Annotated in this window: 16 protein-coding genes and 1 tRNA gene; 5 read left to right on the top strand and 12 right to left on the bottom strand. The window is 57.1% G+C overall.

The window, feature by feature from the left end:
• Positions 1-22: 22 nt before the first annotated feature.
• Positions 23-307, bottom strand: a complete 285-nt coding sequence (locus ACW44H_RS01360; protein ID WP_457506331.1) for a PepSY domain-containing protein — start codon at positions 305-307, stop codon at positions 23-25.
• 229 nt (positions 308-536) lie between these two features.
• Here ACW44H_RS01360 and ACW44H_RS01355 point away from each other — a divergent pair, with 229 nt between their 5' ends.
• The gene (locus ACW44H_RS01355) at positions 537-1,013 is read left to right on the top strand and encodes a PepSY domain-containing protein (RefSeq protein ID WP_447045363.1); all 477 of its coding nucleotides are present in this window, start codon (positions 537-539) and stop codon (positions 1,011-1,013) included.
• Between the two features lie 57 nt (positions 1,014-1,070).
• On the opposite strand, the gene ACW44H_RS01350 is transcribed toward ACW44H_RS01355, so the two are convergent.
• Entirely contained in the window at positions 1,071-2,441 is a 1,371-nt protein-coding gene (locus tag ACW44H_RS01350; protein ID WP_457506329.1) for a Glu/Leu/Phe/Val family dehydrogenase, read from the bottom strand.
• 124 nt (positions 2,442-2,565) lie between these two features.
• On the opposite strand from ACW44H_RS01350, the gene ACW44H_RS01345 reads away from it, so the two are divergent.
• A complete protein-coding gene (locus tag ACW44H_RS01345; protein WP_457506327.1) occupies positions 2,566-3,618 on the top strand; it encodes a DUF1853 family protein in 1,053 nt (350 codons plus the stop codon).
• A 26-nt stretch (positions 3,619-3,644) separates the two neighbouring features.
• On the opposite strand, the gene proB is transcribed toward ACW44H_RS01345, so the two are convergent.
• The 4 genes from proB to rplU all read right to left on the bottom strand — a co-directional run bounded on the left by proB (position 3,645) and on the right by rplU (position 6,806).
• Positions 3,645-4,784 carry a glutamate 5-kinase gene (gene proB / locus ACW44H_RS01340; protein WP_457506325.1) on the bottom strand — a complete coding sequence of 380 codons (1,140 nt, stop codon included), beginning with the start codon at positions 4,782-4,784 and terminating at the stop codon, positions 3,645-3,647.
• A gap of 28 nt (positions 4,785-4,812) precedes the next feature.
• Positions 4,813-6,000 carry an Obg family GTPase CgtA gene (cgtA, locus tag ACW44H_RS01335; protein ID WP_113269787.1) on the bottom strand — a complete coding sequence of 396 codons (1,188 nt, stop codon included), beginning with the start codon at positions 5,998-6,000 and terminating at the stop codon, positions 4,813-4,815.
• Between the two features lie 207 nt (positions 6,001-6,207).
• Positions 6,208-6,465, bottom strand: coding sequence for a 50S ribosomal protein L27 (rpmA, locus tag ACW44H_RS01330; RefSeq protein WP_008957069.1), 258 nt, complete (start codon positions 6,463-6,465; stop codon positions 6,208-6,210).
• A gap of 29 nt (positions 6,466-6,494) precedes the next feature.
• On the bottom strand, positions 6,495-6,806 hold the full coding sequence (rplU, locus tag ACW44H_RS01325; RefSeq protein WP_457506321.1) for a 50S ribosomal protein L21: 312 nt from the start codon (positions 6,804-6,806) through the stop codon (positions 6,495-6,497).
• A 328-nt stretch (positions 6,807-7,134) separates the two neighbouring features.
• On the opposite strand from rplU, the gene ispB reads away from it, so the two are divergent.
• The 3 genes from ispB to ACW44H_RS01310 all read left to right on the top strand — a co-directional run bounded on the left by ispB (position 7,135) and on the right by ACW44H_RS01310 (position 9,700).
• A complete protein-coding gene (ispB, locus tag ACW44H_RS01320; protein ID WP_457506319.1) occupies positions 7,135-8,139 on the top strand; it encodes an octaprenyl diphosphate synthase in 1,005 nt (334 codons plus the stop codon).
• 109 nt (positions 8,140-8,248) lie between these two features.
• Positions 8,249-8,325, top strand: a tRNA-Pro gene (locus ACW44H_RS01315).
• 250 nt (positions 8,326-8,575) lie between these two features.
• Positions 8,576-9,700 carry an MFS transporter gene (locus ACW44H_RS01310; RefSeq protein ID WP_457506317.1) on the top strand — a complete coding sequence of 375 codons (1,125 nt, stop codon included), beginning with the start codon at positions 8,576-8,578 and terminating at the stop codon, positions 9,698-9,700.
• 10 nt (positions 9,701-9,710) lie between these two features.
• On the opposite strand, the gene ACW44H_RS01305 is transcribed toward ACW44H_RS01310, so the two are convergent.
• Genes ACW44H_RS01305 through ACW44H_RS01280 form a run of 6 tightly spaced genes read right to left on the bottom strand, consistent with a single transcriptional unit; the run spans position 9,711 to position 18,086 of the window.
• On the bottom strand, positions 9,711-10,493 hold the full coding sequence (locus ACW44H_RS01305) for a TSUP family transporter (protein ID WP_457506315.1): 783 nt from the start codon (positions 10,491-10,493) through the stop codon (positions 9,711-9,713).
• Between the two features lie 16 nt (positions 10,494-10,509).
• On the bottom strand, positions 10,510-12,807 hold the full coding sequence (locus tag ACW44H_RS01300; RefSeq protein WP_457506313.1) for an ATP-dependent DNA helicase: 2,298 nt from the start codon (positions 12,805-12,807) through the stop codon (positions 10,510-10,512).
• On the bottom strand, positions 12,804-14,495 hold the full coding sequence (locus tag ACW44H_RS01295) for a VRR-NUC domain-containing protein (protein ID WP_457506311.1): 1,692 nt from the start codon (positions 14,493-14,495) through the stop codon (positions 12,804-12,806). Before ACW44H_RS01295 ends, ACW44H_RS01300 begins: the two co-directional genes overlap by 4 nt.
• Before the next feature lie 41 nt (positions 14,496-14,536).
• A complete protein-coding gene (locus ACW44H_RS01290; RefSeq protein WP_457506309.1) occupies positions 14,537-16,309 on the bottom strand; it encodes a peptidase M14 in 1,773 nt (590 codons plus the stop codon).
• Entirely contained in the window at positions 16,306-17,160 is an 855-nt protein-coding gene (locus ACW44H_RS01285; protein WP_009287872.1) for an ABC transporter permease, read from the bottom strand. The genes ACW44H_RS01290 and ACW44H_RS01285 overlap by 4 nt, the downstream gene beginning before the upstream one ends.
• Before the next feature lie 2 nt (positions 17,161-17,162).
• Complete coding sequence (locus ACW44H_RS01280; RefSeq protein ID WP_457506306.1) at positions 17,163-18,086, bottom strand: ABC transporter permease; 924 nt, start codon at positions 18,084-18,086, stop codon at positions 17,163-17,165.
• Positions 18,087-18,117: the final 31 nt, after the last annotated feature.

Below are 18,117 nucleotides of genomic sequence, written 5' to 3'. Positions count from 1 at the left end.
ATTTAGCAATGTTGCCACGGCGCTAGCGGCGCATATCATTAATACGCACGCCTTCGATGGCCATTAACTGGCCATTATGACCATCAAATTCAAACTCAACGACCTGGCCCTGAGGGCCAAGCAACTTGATTTCATACTCCACATATCCGTCTTCACGCTCGACCTCAACCTCCAGCACGTCGCCTATATAGTGCGCTTCGAGCCAGTCCAAAATGGTGTCTAGTGGTACGACTTCACCACGGCGGACTTCGCCGTGCAGCGACTCCCAAGGCTGGTCGCCCACAGCGCTACCCACCAGTAATAGCATTAAAGCTAAACCAGTCACATTGCGACGAGTGCGTCCCGGGACGCAGCGCAGCGGCTTGATAAGAGGGTATCGGCGTTTACACATAGGGCAAGCATGCCAAAGGCAACATGAACGCTAGATGAATGGTTTTGTCAGCTTAAGGAAAGTATAGGGTGATATAAATTCCCTGTCGCATTCGCTGAATGCCAGTCACTCATTCACGTTTAAATACGTAAAGAAGGAATTTGCTATGAATGCCATGAAAAAAATGCTGCTGATCCCGACCTCTGCGCTACTGCTGGCCGCGGCGGCGGGCAGTGCCCAAGCCGATTCGCTGCCGATGGATCGCATTGATGACGTATTAACCCACGCCAATGACTACGGCTTCACGCATTACGAAGAACTTAGCATTAAAGGCCGTGGCCGTGCAGAGGTTGAGGGCTGGTTAGACGATGAGTGGTACGCCGATGTGGACTTCTCTTTAGATAACGGTGAAACACTGGAAGAGAAACGCGAACGCCTTATTACCGGCGCCTGGGGAATGAGCGAAGACGATATTCGCCAAGCCCTGGACGTTGCCAGTCAAGAAGGTATGACTGAGTTTGAAGACCTGGAAATCGACAAGAGCGGTATTATCGACATTGAAGGCCGCGATGAAAACGGCCGTGAGCTGGAAATTAGCCTGCGCCAAGGCTCCTACGAAGTTACCCAAATTGACCGTGATTAATTTTCTTTAACCTTGCAGCGGGCTCCCTATGGGGAGCCCGCTGCGTTTGCAAGAAAATCAACGACGGTCCTGGCAGTTCCCTCGCGCCATGATAGCATCGGCAATACGCTCAACGCCTTGGCGATAAGCTGCATGACGGTAAGTGATGCTCTCCTCTTCTGCTCGGATGAGTACCCTCCTGGCCTCTTCACTTAACAGCGCGTCCAAGCGATCATTCACCTGCGCTTCACTCCATCTTTCGCCAGCCCGATTTTGCAGCCACTCGAAATAACTGACGATCACACCGCCTGTATTGGCAAGCACATCCGGAAGTATCGGCACATCGCGCTGCGCAAGGGATTGGTCAGCATCGCTGGTCAAAGGTCCGTTGGCGATTTCTAAGATAGCCCCGGCTTTCACCTCATTCACGTTGTCGCAATGAATTTGATTCTCCAATGCCGCCAATGCCAACACATCTACGTCGAGCGCGAGCAGTTCAGCACCCGCCATCGCTTTACCCGCTTTACTGTCAGCCACCTTGCCGCTTTTCGACTTAGCCTGTTTAACGGCTTCAATATCCAAGCCATCAGCGTTATAGCAGGCACCGCTTGAATCAGATACCGCCACGATGCGGTAACCACGCTCGCTGGCCAAACGGGCAAAATGATAAGCCGCATTGCCGAATCCCTGCACCGCCACAGTGGTCTCTTCGGCCTTGCGTTCTTCGCGCTCGGCCCACAAATCGAGTACTTTTAGTGCGCCTCGCCCTGTGGCGGCCACGCGTCCGGGCGAACCGCCTAACGGTAATGGTTTTCCGGTAATCGCCGCGGGCACTTTAGCCCTTACAATTTGCTCATACTCATCAATCATCCAGCCCATGACCGTGGCATCGGTATTCACATCGGGCGCTGGAATATCCCGGTCTGGCCCCATAATATCGGCTATGGCGCGAATATAACCACGCGCTAAACGTTCTCGTTCCAGTGATGAGAGCGCTTTGGCATCGACCTGCACGCCGCCTTTCCCACCGCCATAAGGCAAGCCAACAACAGCGCACTTAACAGCCATCCAGAAGCTCAATGTGGTGACTTCGTGCTGATTGACCTTGGGGTGAAAACGCACACCGCCTTTAGCAGGCCCCAGGCTGGTATCGTAGTGTACCCGCCAGGCAGGAAAGGCTTTTAAGCTGCCGTCGTCCATTCGCACGGGAATGCTCACCTGCAGCGAGAGACTGGGCTGCATCAGTCGCGCCTGCGCATCAGGGTGAATGTCGAGCACCTTGAATACATCTTCAAGCCTTGAGCGGGCATCCTCGAACAGCGCCGCGCCAATTTCTGGGGTTAGCGCTTGAGGAGCCGTTTTTTCGGCTTGTGGTTGGGGCACCTGGCTGGTCGTCGCTTTGGACGTTTGGTTTTTTGACTTCGCCTTTTTCGTCTTAGCATTACCCATTCAATACGCTCCTTTCCATAGCCAGAGTAGGACTTCAAGCGATGATCGTTATAACGTGTCTACAGCGTAGCAGTTGGCGGCCAAGTCATAGCGTCAACCTTATCAATGTGCTGGGGGGTATCGCGTGTTTAATGAAGGCGTTTATGGTGCGTTGGATGTTGAAGAGTTCGACACCACGGGGCGAGGTGATTCAGAACTTGATGATTCAGCACTAGGTGATCCCGTGCTAGGTGATCCAGTATTGCGCGATTTAGCGTGGCTGGCCGCCACGCCGGACCTCGTGGAGCTGCCGCCACCGATTCCCTGCGCAGGACGCCCTACACTGAAAGAGCTAGGGTTAAAGCGCACGCTATTGCCATGGCTGCATCAGCTTGGCCGACCGACATTAGCGGCCTTGAACGGTCAGCGTGTTTCACGTATGGGGCATTATCACGAACGCCTATGGCATATGCTGTTAGATCACGCGCCGAATATGCGGCTGTTAGCCCGGAATGTGCGCATTACCCGACAACGCACGACCCTAGGCGAGCTGGATATGCTTTATCGCACCCGCGATAACCCGGCGCCAGTGCATTTGGAAGTCGCTATTAAGTTTTACCTGGGCCTACCGGAAGGGCCTGGAGCGCCCACTAGTCAAAGCCGCTGGATTGGCCCCGGTGGGTTAGACAGCCTTGCGATTAAATGCGCCCATCTACGCCGCCATCAACTACCGCTTTCTACTACCGCGCCCGCGCTGGAAACGCTTGCGCATTGGCTAGCCCCCAGGGACATTGGCGTTTCTGGGCGGGAGTTAACCACCCAGCTAACCCAGCGGCTGGCGATGCCAGGTGTGCTTTACTACCCCTGGCACGCCTCATTGCCCGCACCGGAAGGAGCGACGCCAAACCATCGTCGAGGGGTATGGTGTTATTGTCGTGACTGGCCTGCGCTGGCGGCTTGTTTAACCGAAATGCCTAAGATGGCATGGCTGGAAAAACCGCACTGGATGGCGCCACCGCCACTCAGCGCCTTTCGCCCGGCGGGGGCGTTGCTGCCCGCTGTTATTGAAAAGATGCACGCTTGGCGCTCCCCCCAGCAAGTGATGCTGTATTACCCGGAGCAACAGCGCTATGAGCGGCTTTTTTTAGTACCCGACGACTGGCCGCGTCAGGTGCCTCTACCGCCAGTGGAGGGCTAACTCATACGCTGATAAATATATAACGTTTATACAACAACTAGGTTATCGCGGTGTATCAGCTCATGGGCTTCTACATAGCCGAGAATCGCCTCAATCTGGTGGCTGGGCTGGCCCGCCAACTGTCGCGCTTCATCGGCGCCGTAGTTAACCAGGCCTTTGGCCACTGACGCGCCTTGCTCATCTACGCATACCACCATATCGCCACGTTTAAAACCGCCCTGCACATCACGCACACCGACCGCCAATAAGCTAGAGCCTTTATCACGTAGCACTTTGACAGCCCCCGCATCCAGCACCAGCGTACCGCGCACCTGCAATTGACCCGCCAGCCAGCGTTTGCGCGCCGCCATGGGCACTTGGTCAGGACGCAGCAGCGTGCCCAGTGTCTCACCCGCCATTATCCGGCTGATAACGTCAGGCTGGCGACCACTGGCTATCACCGTGACCGCCCCAGAGCGTGCCGCCAACTGCGCCGCGCGCACCTTGGTGCTCATGCCGCCACGCCCCAGCGCTCCACCACTGCCGGCCACGGCGGCTAACCGCGGGTCGTCGGCGCGCCCTTCGGCAATCATCTGAGCGTTAGGGTTATGGCGGGGGTCGGCGTCAAACAGGCCTTCCTGGTCGGTCAACAGCAGTAGTGCATCGGCTTCCAGCAAATTAGCGACCAATGCGCCTAGCGTGTCGTTATCGCCAAAGCGAATCTCGTCGGTAACGACGGTGTCGTTTTCATTAATCACCGGCACCACGCGCATCTCAACCAACGTGCGCAACGCTGAAAGGGCGTTGAGGTAACGCTTGCGATTGGAAAGGTCGTCGTGGGTGAGCAAAATTTGCGCGGTGAGCATGCCATGGCGGGCAAAGTGCTGCTCATAGCACTGGGTCAGGCCGTTTTGGCCAACGGCAGCGGCGGCTTGAAGTTCATGCACGGCGCTAGGGCGTACCTGCCAGCCAAGGCGCACCATACCGGCAGCAACGGCACCGGATGAGACCAGCACCACTTCAATGCCTTGTTGATGCAAGGCAGCAATTTGATCGACCCAACCGCCAATGGCGGCTTCATCCAGGCCGCGGCCATCATTGGTGAGGAGCGCACTGCCGATCTTCACCACGACCCGTCGCGCACGGCTCAGTGCGTTACGCCCTAGTATTTGCTCGTTACTTTCCATGCCACCCCACCTTCATCAGGCACTGATACTAAGGCGCATACTCGACTTCAACATCGTAGTCATCGTCGTCGAAGTCTTCATCATCCTCATCGTCACGCTTACGGCGACGACCCAGGCGTGCTTCGGTACGCGCAACCGACTCTTCTTCCATGCGGCGGCGCATCTCTTGTTCACGAGCCAATGCTTCTTCGTCTTCGTTCTCAAGACGACGCTGTTCAGTCAACCAGCGGTAGGCCGCCTGTACCAGCTTATCAGTGCCGTCACTGCTGATCGCAGAAATGCGGAACACCGGGCCTTCCCAGTTGAGCGCCTGGATAATTTCTTGAGCACGTGCTTCGCGCTCATCTTCCGGCAGCAGATCAAACTTATTCAACACCAACCAGCGCGGGCGCTCGGAAAGTGCTGGCGAGAACTGCCCCAACTCATGGACAATCGCCTTGGCGGCCTCGACCGGGTCGGACTCATCAAACGGCGCGACATCGACCACATGAAATAGTAGCCGCGTGCGCGTCAGGTGCTTCAGAAAACGCAGCCCTAAACCCGCCCCATCAGACGCCCCTTCGATCAAGCCCGGTACATCGGCCATCACGAAGTGCTCATGCATCCCCAGTTTTACGACGCCCAAGTTAGGCACCAACGTCGTGAACGGGTAGTTGGCGACCTTGGGCTTGGCGGCTGACACCGAGCGAATCAGCGTGGATTTACCGGCGTTGGGCATGCCCAGCAGACCCACATCGGCCATGACTTTCATTTCCAGGCGCAGGTTGCGGCGATCGCCTTCGGTGCCCGGCGTCGTGCGGCGCGGTGCACGATTGGTCGAGGACTTGAAGTGGATATTCCCCAGTCCACGTCGGCCGCCTTCGCCTACCAATACCACTTGACCAATTTCGGTCACATCCGCGATCACTTCCAGGGTGTCTTCATCAATCACCGTGGTGCCCACCGGTACTTTGACGTGTAGGTCTTCCCCTGCCTTGCCGCTCATTTGGCGGCCCATGCCACCCTGGCCGTTTTGGGCTTTATAAAAGCGCTGGTATTTAAAATCGATCAGGGTATTAAGGGCATCGTCACCAATGAGGTAGACGCTGCCTCCATGGCCGCCATCACCCCCATCGGGACCGCCCCTGGGCACATATTTTTCGCGGCGAAAGCTCAGACAGCCATTGCCGCCTTTGCCCGCCTCAACAATAATCGAGGCTTCATCGACGAACTGCATTGGATTCTCCCGGCCGCTTCCGCCGCCCTAATATGCACTACTTTTTTTCCAACCTTTTTTCCCAACCCTTTGTTCCCACCAGCATGCTGGTCAAGAACCATGGTCAAGTGTATTGGAAAAGAGATTTAACCGACAAAAAAGCCCCGCCATAGCGGGGCCTTTTTTACTCGTAACTATTTCCACAATTACGAGCGCAACGCGAGCCGTTTAGGCAGAAACGATGCTAACAAACTTGCGGTTTTTGGGACCTTTGGTCTCAAACTTCACAAAACCGTCGCTCAGGGCGAACAGTGTGTGGTCACGACCTAGGCCTACGCCTGTGCCCGCGTGGAAACGCGTGCCGCGCTGACGCACGATGATGTTACCCGCAGTTGCCGCTTGGCCACCGAAGAGTTTTACACCTAAGCGTTTGGACTCGGAATCGCGACCGTTACGCGTGGAGCCGGCTGCCTTTTTATGTGCCATTGCAAAATCCTCCTAGGGGAATTGACCGCTTACGCAGAAATTCCGGTAATTTTGACTTCAGTGAACCACTGGCGGTGGCCCTGACGCTTCATGCTGTGCTTACGACGACGGAACTTGATGATCGTCACCTTGTCACCGCGGCCATGAGAAACGATTTCCGCGGACACCTTGGCACCACTGACCATCGGCGCGCCGATGTTGAAGTCGTCGCCGTCTGCGACCATCAGCACTTCGTCAAACTCGATCGTTTCGCCGGTGGCGACTTCGATTTTCTCGAGCTTGAGCGTTTGACCTTCTTGAACGCGGTACTGCTTGCCACCGCTTTTAATAATTGCGTACATGTCGCTCTCCGGACTTGTCGTTAATGCCGCTTTCGGCAGCGCTCATCGCCTTACGCTCTTATCGACCTGCTGCGAGTGGCGCCCCTTTTGGCAGCCATCTGACAGGGAGCATGATGAGTGGGTCGCGGATTATAACGACTATCGATGCATACCACAAGACCACGGGCATTTGCCAATTGTCGCCAGCTTCCGCTACCACGCCGTAACCATAGCGCGTATCTTGACGCCCAACAGGCAGCCCCATAGCATGACATCAACACATGACCCCAACTACACCACAAATAGGGGCGGCTCTTACCGCCTCCATCTGCCGCGATGAACGGATCCCATGACCGCCAACGTCTCCTCAGCCCAGCCTGACAGCCCAACGCCTTCACCGCTGCACGCCGTAGTGGCCGATGACTTCGCAGCCGTCAACCGGACGATTGTCGAGCAGCTCAATTCCAAAGTACCGCTGGTCGAAACCATCGGTCAGTACATTACCGAAAGCGGCGGCAAACGGTTGCGCCCTTTACTGGCGCTACTCGCCGCCCGCTCTCTCAACTACACCGGTGATAAACATATACCGCTGGCCACGCTGATTGAGTTCATGCACACCTCCACGCTACTGCATGACGATGTGGTGGATGAATCACATATGCGCCGAGGCAAGAAAACCGCCAATGACGCTTGGGGCAATGCGCCTTCCGTGCTGGTGGGGGACTTCCTGTACGCCCGCTCGTTTCAAATGATGGTCGATGTCGGCTCGATGCGGATCATGGCGATTCTTTCCGGCGCCACCTGCATCATTGCCGAAGGCGAAGTGCTGCAGTTGACTAATATCGGCAACCCCAGCATCTCTGAAGAAGATTACTTCGAGACCATTTTGGGCAAAACCGCCATGCTGTTTGAAGCGGCTTCCCATAGCGGTGCGGTGCTGGCGGAAGCAACGCCGGCGCAAGAGCAGGCCCTCCAGTATTATGGCCGCTACCTGGGCCTCGCCTTCCAGCTTATTGATGACCTGCTGGATTACCAAGGCGACGCCGATGCCATGGGCAAAAACGTGGGCGACGACCTCGCCGAAGGCAAACCGACACTGCCGCTGATCCACGCCATGGAACAGGGCACACCGGAGCAAGCCAAGCTAATCCGTCAGGTGATCCGTGATGGTGGGCTTGAGCAGCTCGACGCCGTGCTCGAAATTGTTCACGCCACCGGTGCGCTCGACTACACCCGCCAGCGGGCCGAAGAGATGGCCGGTAAAGCCCTGCAGCAACTAGACTCCTTGCCGCCCAGCGCCTACCGCGACAGCATGGCCCAGCTGGCTCGTTTAGCGGTCGATCGTCAAGCATAAAAATTGATGCATCACACCGCCTGGGGCTTGAAAAAAAGCACTCGGCTACGTATTATTCTTCCCCGTTGTTGAGCCCAGCTTTTTAGCTTATAAGCTTTTTTCAACACTTCGGAATATAGCTCAGCTTGGTAGAGCGCTGCCTTCGGGAGGCAGAGGTCGTAGGTTCGAATCCTGCTATTCCGACCAAAGAATTCAGACAAAACGGCCACTTAGCTAACACAGCAAGTGGCCGTTTTTTGTTGCCTAAAAATTAGGCGTCAAATAAGTGATACTCGCTGCTACTTGCTATTAAAAGCACTGCTCAAAAATAAAATAGCCTGCTAACAACTATGCTAAGATTAGTGGTTGCTTTGAACCCTTTCTTTCTCTTTCTAAGTGGGCCAAGACCATTCGCCAGTTAACGCATATTAAGGCCGTACTGCTGTTTGCCAGCACCATGACCGTGATGTCGGGGGCAATTATTGCGCCTGCGCTGCCGGGCATTAGCCGCCACTTCCCTGATCAGCCCCAGGTATTGATACAACTGATCCTGACCATTCCGGCGCTGATGATTACTCTGTTCAGCCCACTAATGGGGTATCTGGCTGACCGGTTTGGGCGCAAGAAACTACTGCTGGCGATGCTGTTCATTTATGGCTTTGCCGGTGTTTCTGGCTTTTTCATTGATCGCGTGGATCTGCTGTTGAGCTCCCGGGCGCTGATGGGAATCGCGGTGGCTGGCATTCTTAGCATTAGCACTACACTGGTAGGCGATTATTTTGATAGTGCCGAACGCGCCCGTTTTCTGGGGCTGCAGAGTAGCTGCATGGCGTTGGGCGGGGTGATCTTTATTAATCTGGGCGGGCTGCTCTCCGACTGGAGTTGGCGCGGCCCGTTCTTGCTTTACATGACCGGCGTGCTTTTACTCCCTTATGCTTGGGCAATTCTGCAAGAACCCAAACCCAGTGATGGCAACAGCCATGATTCTAGCAATGCGCCGGTCAAAGTAGATATCGGGCGCACCGGCCTTGCCTATCTGATCGCCATGATCAGCATGGCGATGTTTTATATGTTTCCTGCCCAGTTGCCCTTTCTGCTTTCTCAACAGGGCCAGATTAGCGGCATGGCCATTGGCGTGGCGCTCTCCATGTCAGCGCTAACGGCCAGTATCGTGGCGTTTTGCTATGGCTACTACAAGCCGTTCCTGTCGGTGATGACGATCTATGTGCTCGGTTTTTTCCTAGCGGCCGCCGGTTTTTTAGTGGTGGGCTTCACCCAAAGTTACGCCATGGCCATTGTGGGCGCGGCGATCTCCGGGTTTGGCCTGGGGGCTTTCATGCCGAATACCACCACGTGGCTGATGCGGATCACGCCTCAGCGCGTGCGCGGCCGGGTATTTGGCGGTTTTACCTCGACCTTCTTTTTCGGCCAGTTCGCCTCCCCGGTGGTGGTCGCTCCGGCCGTCATCTGGCTGGAGTCGCTGCGTAATGTGTTTACCGGCATGGCGGTGGTGTGCGGCCTGCTGGCCGTCGTGTTGATCATATTGAGTAAGACGACGCTTAAGGCAGACAGCCAACTTTAAGCATCAGCGCTTACGCGGGTGGATAAATTAATCCCACAACGCTAACCAAAATCAGCACGGCCCCCAGCACGCGGAAGAACAGACCGGTATCCGCTTTGAGCATATAGCGGTGGGCTTTCTCGCCCGCCAAGTGGCCGATGAACGCACAGGGCAGCAGCCACAGCTGGTGGATAAGTTGAAGGTCTACACCTGCAATCAGGAACGAGACCATCTTGATGACCACCAGAATAAACCACAGCACGAACATGGTATCCCGCAACTGTGCTTTGGCCACATGCGTCGCGAACACCGCCACAATTAGCGGTGCACCAATCAGCGACGTACCACTGACATAGCCCCCGAGTGCCAGCAGCACGTAATCCACGTACTTATTCTTGCTCTTGAACGGCTTATTTAGCACATAACCAATGGCATAGATGAAGACGATGCCGAAAATGATGCTGGTCATCACATCAGCGGGCAGTGTCAGCAGCCCCACCACCCCAATCAGCTTGGGAATGATCATGATTTTTAGGGCCTTGAACAGGTAGCCCCAATCGATATTGCTCTCCGGCGAAGCGCCTGCCACTTCCGCTTGCTGCAGTTGGCGATGCCCGCTCCAGGCAATCCAACTGGAGAAAATCAGCAGATGAATGGCAATAATCGGCAGGAACACCAGCGGTTCGTTGACCACTAGGAGCAGGAAAGGTAGCGCCAGCACAGCGCCGCCAAACCCTAGGCTGGTTCTAACAAAACCGCTCCAGGCAAAGATGAGCCCGATCAGTAGATACTGGTACCAGAGTAGATCCGCCATTGCGCGTGCAGTGTCCTTAATAAGATGAGTGATTGCCCAGTTGCCACCAGCTTGGCAGCAGCGCGCTTACTTTAGGCTGGGCAAAACGATCATCCATTAATACCACAACCCCTTCATCTTCTGGACTGCGAATCACCCGCCCGGCCGCCTGCACGACCTTGATCATGCCGGGAATTTGGTAGGTGTAATCATCGCCCTGGCCAAACCGGGCGCCCAAACGCGCCTTGAGCGCTTCATTGAATTCGTTAAACGGCGGCAGGCCCAGCGTAGCGATAAACGCACCTATCAAGCGGTCACCGGGCAAGTCGATCCCCTCGGCGAAGGCGCCGCCCAGCACGGCGAAACCGATGCCCCTTCCGCCGGGGGAAAAGCGGGCTAAAAAGGCATCGCGCTGCGCCTCCGGCATGCCACGGGTTTGGCTGAAGACCGGCACATCAGGATGCGCCTCACGAAAACGCGCCAACGCGGCCTCCAGGTAGGCAAAGCTGCTGAAGAAAGCCAAATAGTGGCCGGGCCTGCGCTGATACTGCTGCGCCATGGCGGCCACTAGCGGCTCGATGGAGGCATCGCGGTCGCGAAAGCGCGTCGAGATATCGCGGTGTATACGCACCTCCAACTGACGCGCCGCAAAGGGAGAGGCCACTTCGCGCCAGGCAGTCGTCGTTGGCAGCCCAAGCAGATCCCGGTAGTAATGCGCAGGGTTCAGGGTGGCGGAAAACAGCACCACCGCGTGCGCAGCATTGAACCGCGCGGTCAGAAAGTCCGCGGGTATCAAGTTGCGTAACCCTAGCACCGCCCGGCCGCGCCCATGGCGGGTAAGGTCACACAGCGAGTGTTCGCCAAAGTGCTCTGCCAAACGGCAGAACGCCAAGGCTTCGAACAGTAGCTCTTGCAGTTCAAGGCTGGACTGATCCGGGTGCTCACCCAGGTAATCAGTGATCGCTGCCCCCACCTGTTGCACGGCACCCACCAGCTTATCGGGCAGCGTCTCGAGTAGCGCATAGCCCGGCGGCCCTTTATCGCCCGCCGCCTCAAGGCCTGCCGCTTTAATCACCGTCTGCCACTGGCGAGCCAAGCGTCCTAACGGGCCCGCGATGGGACTGGGCGCGACACGCCGTAGTCGATTGAGGCGCTGCTGATCGAGTTCAGCGCTATACATTCCGCGGGCACGCTCCACCAAGTTATGCGCTTCATCCACCAGCACCCCAGCCCGCCACTCGTTGGCCTGCGCCAAGCCGTGGAGCAGAGCGTGGCTATCAAACCAGTGGTTAACGTCCCCGACGATCACATCCGCCCAGCGCGCCAGCTCCTGGCCGAGATAATAGGGGCAAACATCATGGGCCAACGCCACCTCGCGTAGTGCTTGGCGATCGAGCCACCCCTGCTCGACGGCTGCCTGTCGGGCGGCGGTCAAGCGATCGTAAAAGCCGGCGGCCAATGGGCAGGACTCGCCATGACAGGCGCGGTCGGGATATTCGCAGGCCTTTTCCCGCGCCACCAATTCCAGCACACGCAGCGGCAGAGTTTCGTCTTTATCACCCATACGCAGGGTGGCCAGGGCGTCTAGCGCCAACCGGCGCCCCGGGGTTTTCATGGTGAGAAAGGCGATGCGATCGAGCTGCTGGCGCGGCATCGCCGAGAGCATGGGAAACAGCGTAGCGAGGGTTTTTCCGATCCCGGTGGGCGCCTGGGCGAGCAGGCAACGCCCGGTGCTGGCCGCCTTATAAACATCCTCAGCGAGTTCACGCTGGCCGGGGCGAAACGTGGCGTGGGGAAAACGCAAGTGGTAAAGGGCACCGTCACGGCGCTGGCGGTGGTCGGCCTCCTGTTCTGCCCAGGCAAGGAAGCGTTGGCACTGCTCGGCAAAGAACGCCTGAAGTTCGTCGGCAGTGGCATCTTGGGTGAGCAGGGTCTCTTTGCCGCTGGCAATCTCCAGATACACGAGCGTCAAGGTGACACTCTCCAGGCCGCGCTCGGCGCACAGCAACGCGCCGTACACTTTTACCTGCGCCCAATGGAGCGCACGCTGGTTATCCGCCATGCGTTCTAGGCTGCCACGGTGGGTCTTCACCTCTTCCAGGCGGTTGGTCACCGGGTCATAACCATCGGCGCGCCCGGTAACGGTCAGCCCTTCAACGTCACCGGAGAGGGGCAGTTCAGCGAGGTAGTCTTCCCCGCGTCGACTAGCGACGAGGGCATGCCCTTGCATACCTTCCCGGGCACTGGGGGCAGGCGTAAAGCGGTGATCAAGATCTCCCTCGCGGGCGGTGAAATCGCACAGTGCGCGCACCGCCACCCGGTAGTTCGCGCTCATACGCCAGGCTCGCCGTTGTCCGCCCAGCGTACGTAACACACCGCGACGGGCATCCCATGGCGATGGAAAAACGTTAGCCAGCGGCGCTGATTATCCTGCAAGCGATCGCCTGGGCCTTTGACTTCGATCATCCGATAGCGCGGCTCTCCTGCGGGCGCGTTGGGCAGGAACTGAATCAGATCCGGCAGCCCGGCCCGATTGGCTTTTAGATCCTCCAGCAGCCGCTCGAAGCAGCGCCGCAAGTGCTCGGCGGGAATACACGTTAGCGCCAGCTCCACCAGCGCCTCATCGACAATTGCCCAGTGCACAAAGGGAGACGTCAGGCCAAACTTCTCCCGCCAGGTTGCCCGAATGACCTCACAGTAGCTGCCGTTATCCAAGTGCGCTAAGCAGGCGTTAAAAGCCTCTCGTCGCCGGGCCACGAAATCATCGCGGTATAAATCCGCCGGGCCATTGTGGAAGGGGTGGAAGAAGGCACCCGGCAGTGGGGCGAAAATAGCTGACCAGCAAAGCAAGCCAAACAGCCCTGTCAGCAGGCTGTTTTCCACGAAGCAGACCGGTGCTTCGCGCTCACTCATTGCCTCTACCACCGCGCGCTCAACGCCCTGCGGGCCAGGAAGCTGTAGGTTCCAGCGCTCATGGGGCGGTTCGGAGGCGCTCGGTTCAGGCGGCAGCTTAAGCCGTCGGCGTAGCCGCGGCAGCAGCCGAGCTAGCGCCTGGTGCTCCGTTTCATTGGGGTGGCTTTCCAGTGCCTGAGTCGCCAACCGGAAGGCGGCCTGATGTTCACCCTGCCGCTCTAACAACCGCCAGTGGCGAATGCGCGCCTCGCTGCTGCCGGCCTCGGCATAGAGCCCCAGCGCCAGCGCTGACTCACCGCGCCGCTCGGCATCGCGGCCCAGTTGAAGCAGCAGCCGCGCACGGCGCGTATCCAGCCAGCGGTTATCAGAGCGCGGAGGAACCTCTCTGCAGAGCTCGCTAGGTAGCTCGCCGGTATCCAGGCGCTCGCGCAGCCGATGCAAGGCCAGGTAGGCGTCCACCTCGTGGCGCGCTTGAAAGGCGCGCGATTGAAGGGTGAAAGGTACCGTCTCAAAACGCTGCAGCCCCAGCGCCGTGAGCACGAACTCGGCCCAGTCCTGGCGTAGATTGCCAAAGAACATCAGCCGCAAACGGTCGCAGGTCTCCATCCTTTGCAGACGCATGATTGGATCAGTAGCGTCAGGCCACCATTGGCATAGTGGCTTGGAGGCGATGGGGTGGCTCGTTAACGTCTCGTAGAGCACGGCTTTAGCGCTGGATGCACTAAGCCCAGCGGTACGTATCTCTTCTGCTAATATCTTGCGTAGCTCGGCCAGGCGCAGTTGGTTAAAAAGCTCATCAATATTGATCACCGGGTCGCTATCCACCCACCCCAGCGCGATCAGCGGTGCCATTGCGTCGGAGCTGTCACCAATTTCAGCATAGCGAAGCTTACTGAGCCGAAACAACTCGCCTTTGCGCATCACCATGCGCACTAAAAGCGCCTGCGATTCGCGTGGCAAGCTATCGAATTGATCAATGAAGTCGCGCTCATCGACTGAAAGCAGATCGGCGTGACGCTCCCCTACCCAGGTCAGGACGAAGCGAAAGTTCGTCAGGTAGTAAAAGGGGTCATCGAGAGAGGCGGTTGGCGTAACGAAGGCACTGTTCATTTATCCATTATAACAGTGCAATCGTTTTGTCGTCATGAAGATCAACGATTCAATGAGAGCGTTTGAAAGGCGTGATAGGCCGCCACGACTGTCTCCATTTGAGCGGTATGCGCCTGCACAAAGGGCTCGCCGGTTAGGGTTTCATCAGGGTATTCAGTGATCAGCATCAACGGTGTTAATTGATCGCCATCTTCCGAGATTAAGTAGGGGAAGCCGTTCAACACCGGGAAAGTTAACGCTCCCGCATGGGTCTCAAATAACGCAATTTGCGCGTTATTAAACTCCACCAGCCCAGGCACTTGCGCAAGCTGCTGGGTAACGGCTTCCACCAACTGCTCGGCGGCTGTTTCGTAGCCTGGCTGATGGCGCAAGATCAAAAAGAAGCCCTTGGGAATCGTCCACATCTCAAAGCCGCGCGGCACGTAACCGCTTAACGGCCGCGTCCACTCATGGGCCGGGTAGCCGTGCAGATTGATATGCAGTCCGGCATTACTGAGAGCGAATGCCTGTTCACGAATAGCATGTTCAAATGGCTGCCCAAGCGGCTGGCTCTGGAGGTCATTACCAAAGGCCGTGTAGCGCGCCGCGTGGTGCATATGACGTGGCTGAGTGGCGATGAGCCGGCCTTGCAACGCGTAACCGTCAGGGTTTTCTAGCGGCGAGATGACAAAGTGAGCCCCAGGCTCCCTGTACAATTGTTGGGCAGCACGCAACGCCCCCACCACGCCGGAGGTTTCGTTGGCGTGCTGACCTGCACTGATCATCACGGCGCGGTCACTACCGAGAAGATAGCGCGCCTCCACTGCACGGCCTGCTCGAGTGGTGGCATAGAGCGCCTGACCACCAAGGGCTGCCATGACCGGCTTGGTCTGGGTAGTGCCAATGGCTTGCTGAGCGTTCTCCAGCGTGACCTCATCGCGCTCGGCAGAAAAGACCGCCAAGGGGCGCAGGCTTATCTGCAGATAGGCGGTTTCCCCCTGAGTGGATACTTCCGGCACAATCTGGCCCGGCTGAATAGAACGATCACACAGCGCAAGGCCTGCATGACGTTGAAAATATTCCAATGTGGAAAAGTAGAGCTCTTCATGCATCGCCTCGCTGAGGCTGATATGTTCGTCATCCCAGGCTAATCGGCGGTCTCTGCTCGGCCAATGTACAGTGAAATTGAGCTCTTCAAAGTAAGGCGACACGGGCTGCCATTGGGTGGAAGCCAACGTCGTCATCGCCGCTTGGAACAGCGCCTCATAATCGGTTTCCAGGCGTGATTCACTGACTTCCCCTTGAGGCGAAGTCAACCTCAGCCAGCCACAGGGCGAGTACTGCGCCTCACCCACATGATCCTGATGATGGCGGTTGGGCGCTGTCACAACGTGGGTCTCCCACCCTTCGCCCCTTCGCTCCACTTGCACGCGATAGTGGACGGGGGCCGTTGAGGCAGGCGTCGTTTCAACCCCTTCCCAACGAAGCGACACTCCTTGCGGTAACAGGGCTGCCAGCGGATAGGCTTCGAGCAAAAAGCGCCGCGGCGCTTGCGCAAGCACGGGATACTCAATCACCACCGATTGCACTGACGCCCATGAAAATGTTTCCAAAAAGAAATGCACCAAGGGTTTATAGGCACTACGTAGACGCGCATTAATCCCTGCGTCGTTGAAGGCCGTTTCCGTTGCCTGGCGCTCAGCTTCATCATCGAAGACCCACGCCTCCAACTGATAACCTTGATAGGCAGGCGTGGCGTACTCATCAAGCAAAGATCGCGCGGTGCGTGGAAACGAGCGCTCTAACAAGATCTCGATACGGGGATCGTTGGTCATAAGGAGGTGCGTCCAGTGGGATCCAGGGCATCCCGGAGCCAGTCACCCAGCAGGTTCAGCCCCAGCACGGTTAACAGAATAGCCAAGCCGGGGAACACACTAACCCACCACGCCGTTTGCAGGTAAGTGCGCCCTTCAGCCAGCATGCCGCCCCAGCTAGGAATCACCGGGTCCACGCCCAAGCCTAAAAAGGTCAGGCTGCTTTCCAGCAAAATATTATTGGCCACATTAAGTGTCATCAGCACGATAACCGGGCCAATCAAATTGGGCAGCAGATGCTGGAACAAAATGCGGATATCTTTCACCCCAATCGCTTTGGCCGCCAGAATAAATTCGCGGTCGCGCAGCGATAGCACCGAGCCGCGCACCAAGCGTGCGTACTGCACCCACTGGGAGATAATCAGCAGAATAATCATATTGGTTAACCCGCCACCAATCACGGCGATAAAGGTAATCGCCAGCAGGATAAAAGGTAGCGCGAGTTGCACGTCGGCAAAGCGCATCACGATCATATCCAGGAACCCACCATAGTAGCCGGATACCAACCCCATAATGATGCCGATCACCACCGCCCCGAGGGCTGAGTAGACCCCGACTTTTAGCGATATTTCACCGCCGATAATCACCCGCGCGAGCACGTCCCGGCCTAATGGATCCGTGCCCAGTGGAAAGCCAGGCTCCACAAGCGGGGGCGTTAAGCGGTAGGCCAAGTTCAGCTCTGAACCTCCTCCGGGAAACAGCCAGCCGGAGAAGATCACCGCTAAACCGATACCGCCCACAAGCAGCACGCCAAGGATAAACTCAAGGTTCTTAAAGCGTTTCAATTTGTCGGTTTTAATAGCTGCGGTCATGGTTATTCCTTGCGCACCCTGGGGTCGACCAAGCCATAGGCGATATCAACGAGAAGGTTAATGGAGATGATCATTAACGAGAGCACGGTAATAACGCCTTGTAAGACGGGGTAGTCCCGGGCCGATACGGCTTCGAAAGCCAAGGTGCCTAATCCCGGCCAGTTAAAGACACGCTCGACAACCACGATACCGCCCAACAGCCCGCCGAACTGCAAGCCAAAATAGGTGATCAGCGGAATGGAGCAGTTACGCAGCGCATGTTTGTAGAGTACGACCGTGTTGGAAAGGCCTTTTGCCCGCGCCACCATGATGTATTGAGAGCGGAGGGTATCCAGCATAGTGGTTCGCACTAGGCGCACGTTGGTAGCGATTAGGATGATCCCCATTGTCGCTGCGGGCATAATGAAGCTGGAGAAGCCCTCCATGCCACTGGGCGGCAGCAGGTTAAAAGTGATAGAGAGCAGCAGCACCAGCATGATGGCCAGCCAGAAGTTAGGAAAAGAGAGCCCGATCAGGGAAAAAATCCTGATCATCTGATCGGGCCACCTTCCTCGCGATACCGCTGCTTTAATACCCAGCGGTATCGATACCACGATAGATACAAACAGCGAGGCAAAAGCCAGCGCCAAGGTGGCGGGTAGCGCGCGACCGATCAGGTCACTCACCGGGGTGCCGCCCATAAAGCTACGCCCAAAATCACCCACCACCAGACCACGCAGGAAACCGATGTACTGGGCCAGGAAGGATTGATTCAAACCCAAGGCTTCACGAATTCTTTCCAGATCCGCCTCGGTAATACTACCCGCCCCTTGGGCAAGCATCACCGCCGGGTCACCGGTTAACCTGATCGCAAAAGAGACGATCAGCGTCACGGCGATCACTACAAAGACGGCCTGCAGTATTCGATAAAGAAGAAATTTTGCCACTATGACCCCAAGCCCGTAACGCTTACATGAA

It is taken from the genome of Vreelandella sulfidaeris Esulfide1 (assembly GCF_054072535.1).
This window is presented reverse-complemented; position numbering and strand designations above follow the sequence as displayed.

Bases quoted from the DNA above. Each gene is read 5' to 3' on its own strand.
- ACW44H_RS01360 (WP_457506331.1), bottom strand. From the start codon at position 307: ATGCTATTACTGGTGGGTAGCGCTGTGGGCGACCAGCCTTGGGAGTCG.
- ACW44H_RS01355 (WP_447045363.1), top strand. From the start codon at position 537: ATGAATGCCATGAAAAAAATGCTGCTGATCCCGACCTCTGCGCTACTG.
- ACW44H_RS01350 (WP_457506329.1), bottom strand. From the start codon at position 2,441: ATGGGTAATGCTAAGACGAAAAAGGCGAAGTCAAAAAACCAAACGTCC.
- proB (WP_457506325.1), bottom strand. From the start codon at position 4,784: ATGGAAAGTAACGAGCAAATACTAGGGCGTAACGCACTGAGCCGTGCG.
- cgtA (WP_113269787.1), bottom strand. From the start codon at position 6,000: ATGCAGTTCGTCGATGAAGCCTCGATTATTGTTGAGGCGGGCAAAGGC.
- rpmA (WP_008957069.1), bottom strand. From the start codon at position 6,465: ATGGCACATAAAAAGGCAGCCGGCTCCACGCGTAACGGTCGCGATTCC.
- rplU (WP_457506321.1), bottom strand. From the start codon at position 6,806: ATGTACGCAATTATTAAAAGCGGTGGCAAGCAGTACCGCGTTCAAGAA.
- ispB (WP_457506319.1), top strand. From the start codon at position 7,135: ATGACCGCCAACGTCTCCTCAGCCCAGCCTGACAGCCCAACGCCTTCA.
- ACW44H_RS01310 (WP_457506317.1), top strand. From the start codon at position 8,576: ATGACCGTGATGTCGGGGGCAATTATTGCGCCTGCGCTGCCGGGCATT.
- ACW44H_RS01305 (WP_457506315.1), bottom strand. From the start codon at position 10,493: ATGGCGGATCTACTCTGGTACCAGTATCTACTGATCGGGCTCATCTTT.
- ACW44H_RS01300 (WP_457506313.1), bottom strand. From the start codon at position 12,807: ATGAGCGCGAACTACCGGGTGGCGGTGCGCGCACTGTGCGATTTCACC.
- ACW44H_RS01295 (WP_457506311.1), bottom strand. From the start codon at position 14,495: ATGAACAGTGCCTTCGTTACGCCAACCGCCTCTCTCGATGACCCCTTT.
- ACW44H_RS01290 (WP_457506309.1), bottom strand. From the start codon at position 16,309: ATGACCAACGATCCCCGTATCGAGATCTTGTTAGAGCGCTCGTTTCCA.
- ACW44H_RS01285 (WP_009287872.1), bottom strand. From the start codon at position 17,160: ATGACCGCAGCTATTAAAACCGACAAATTGAAACGCTTTAAGAACCTT.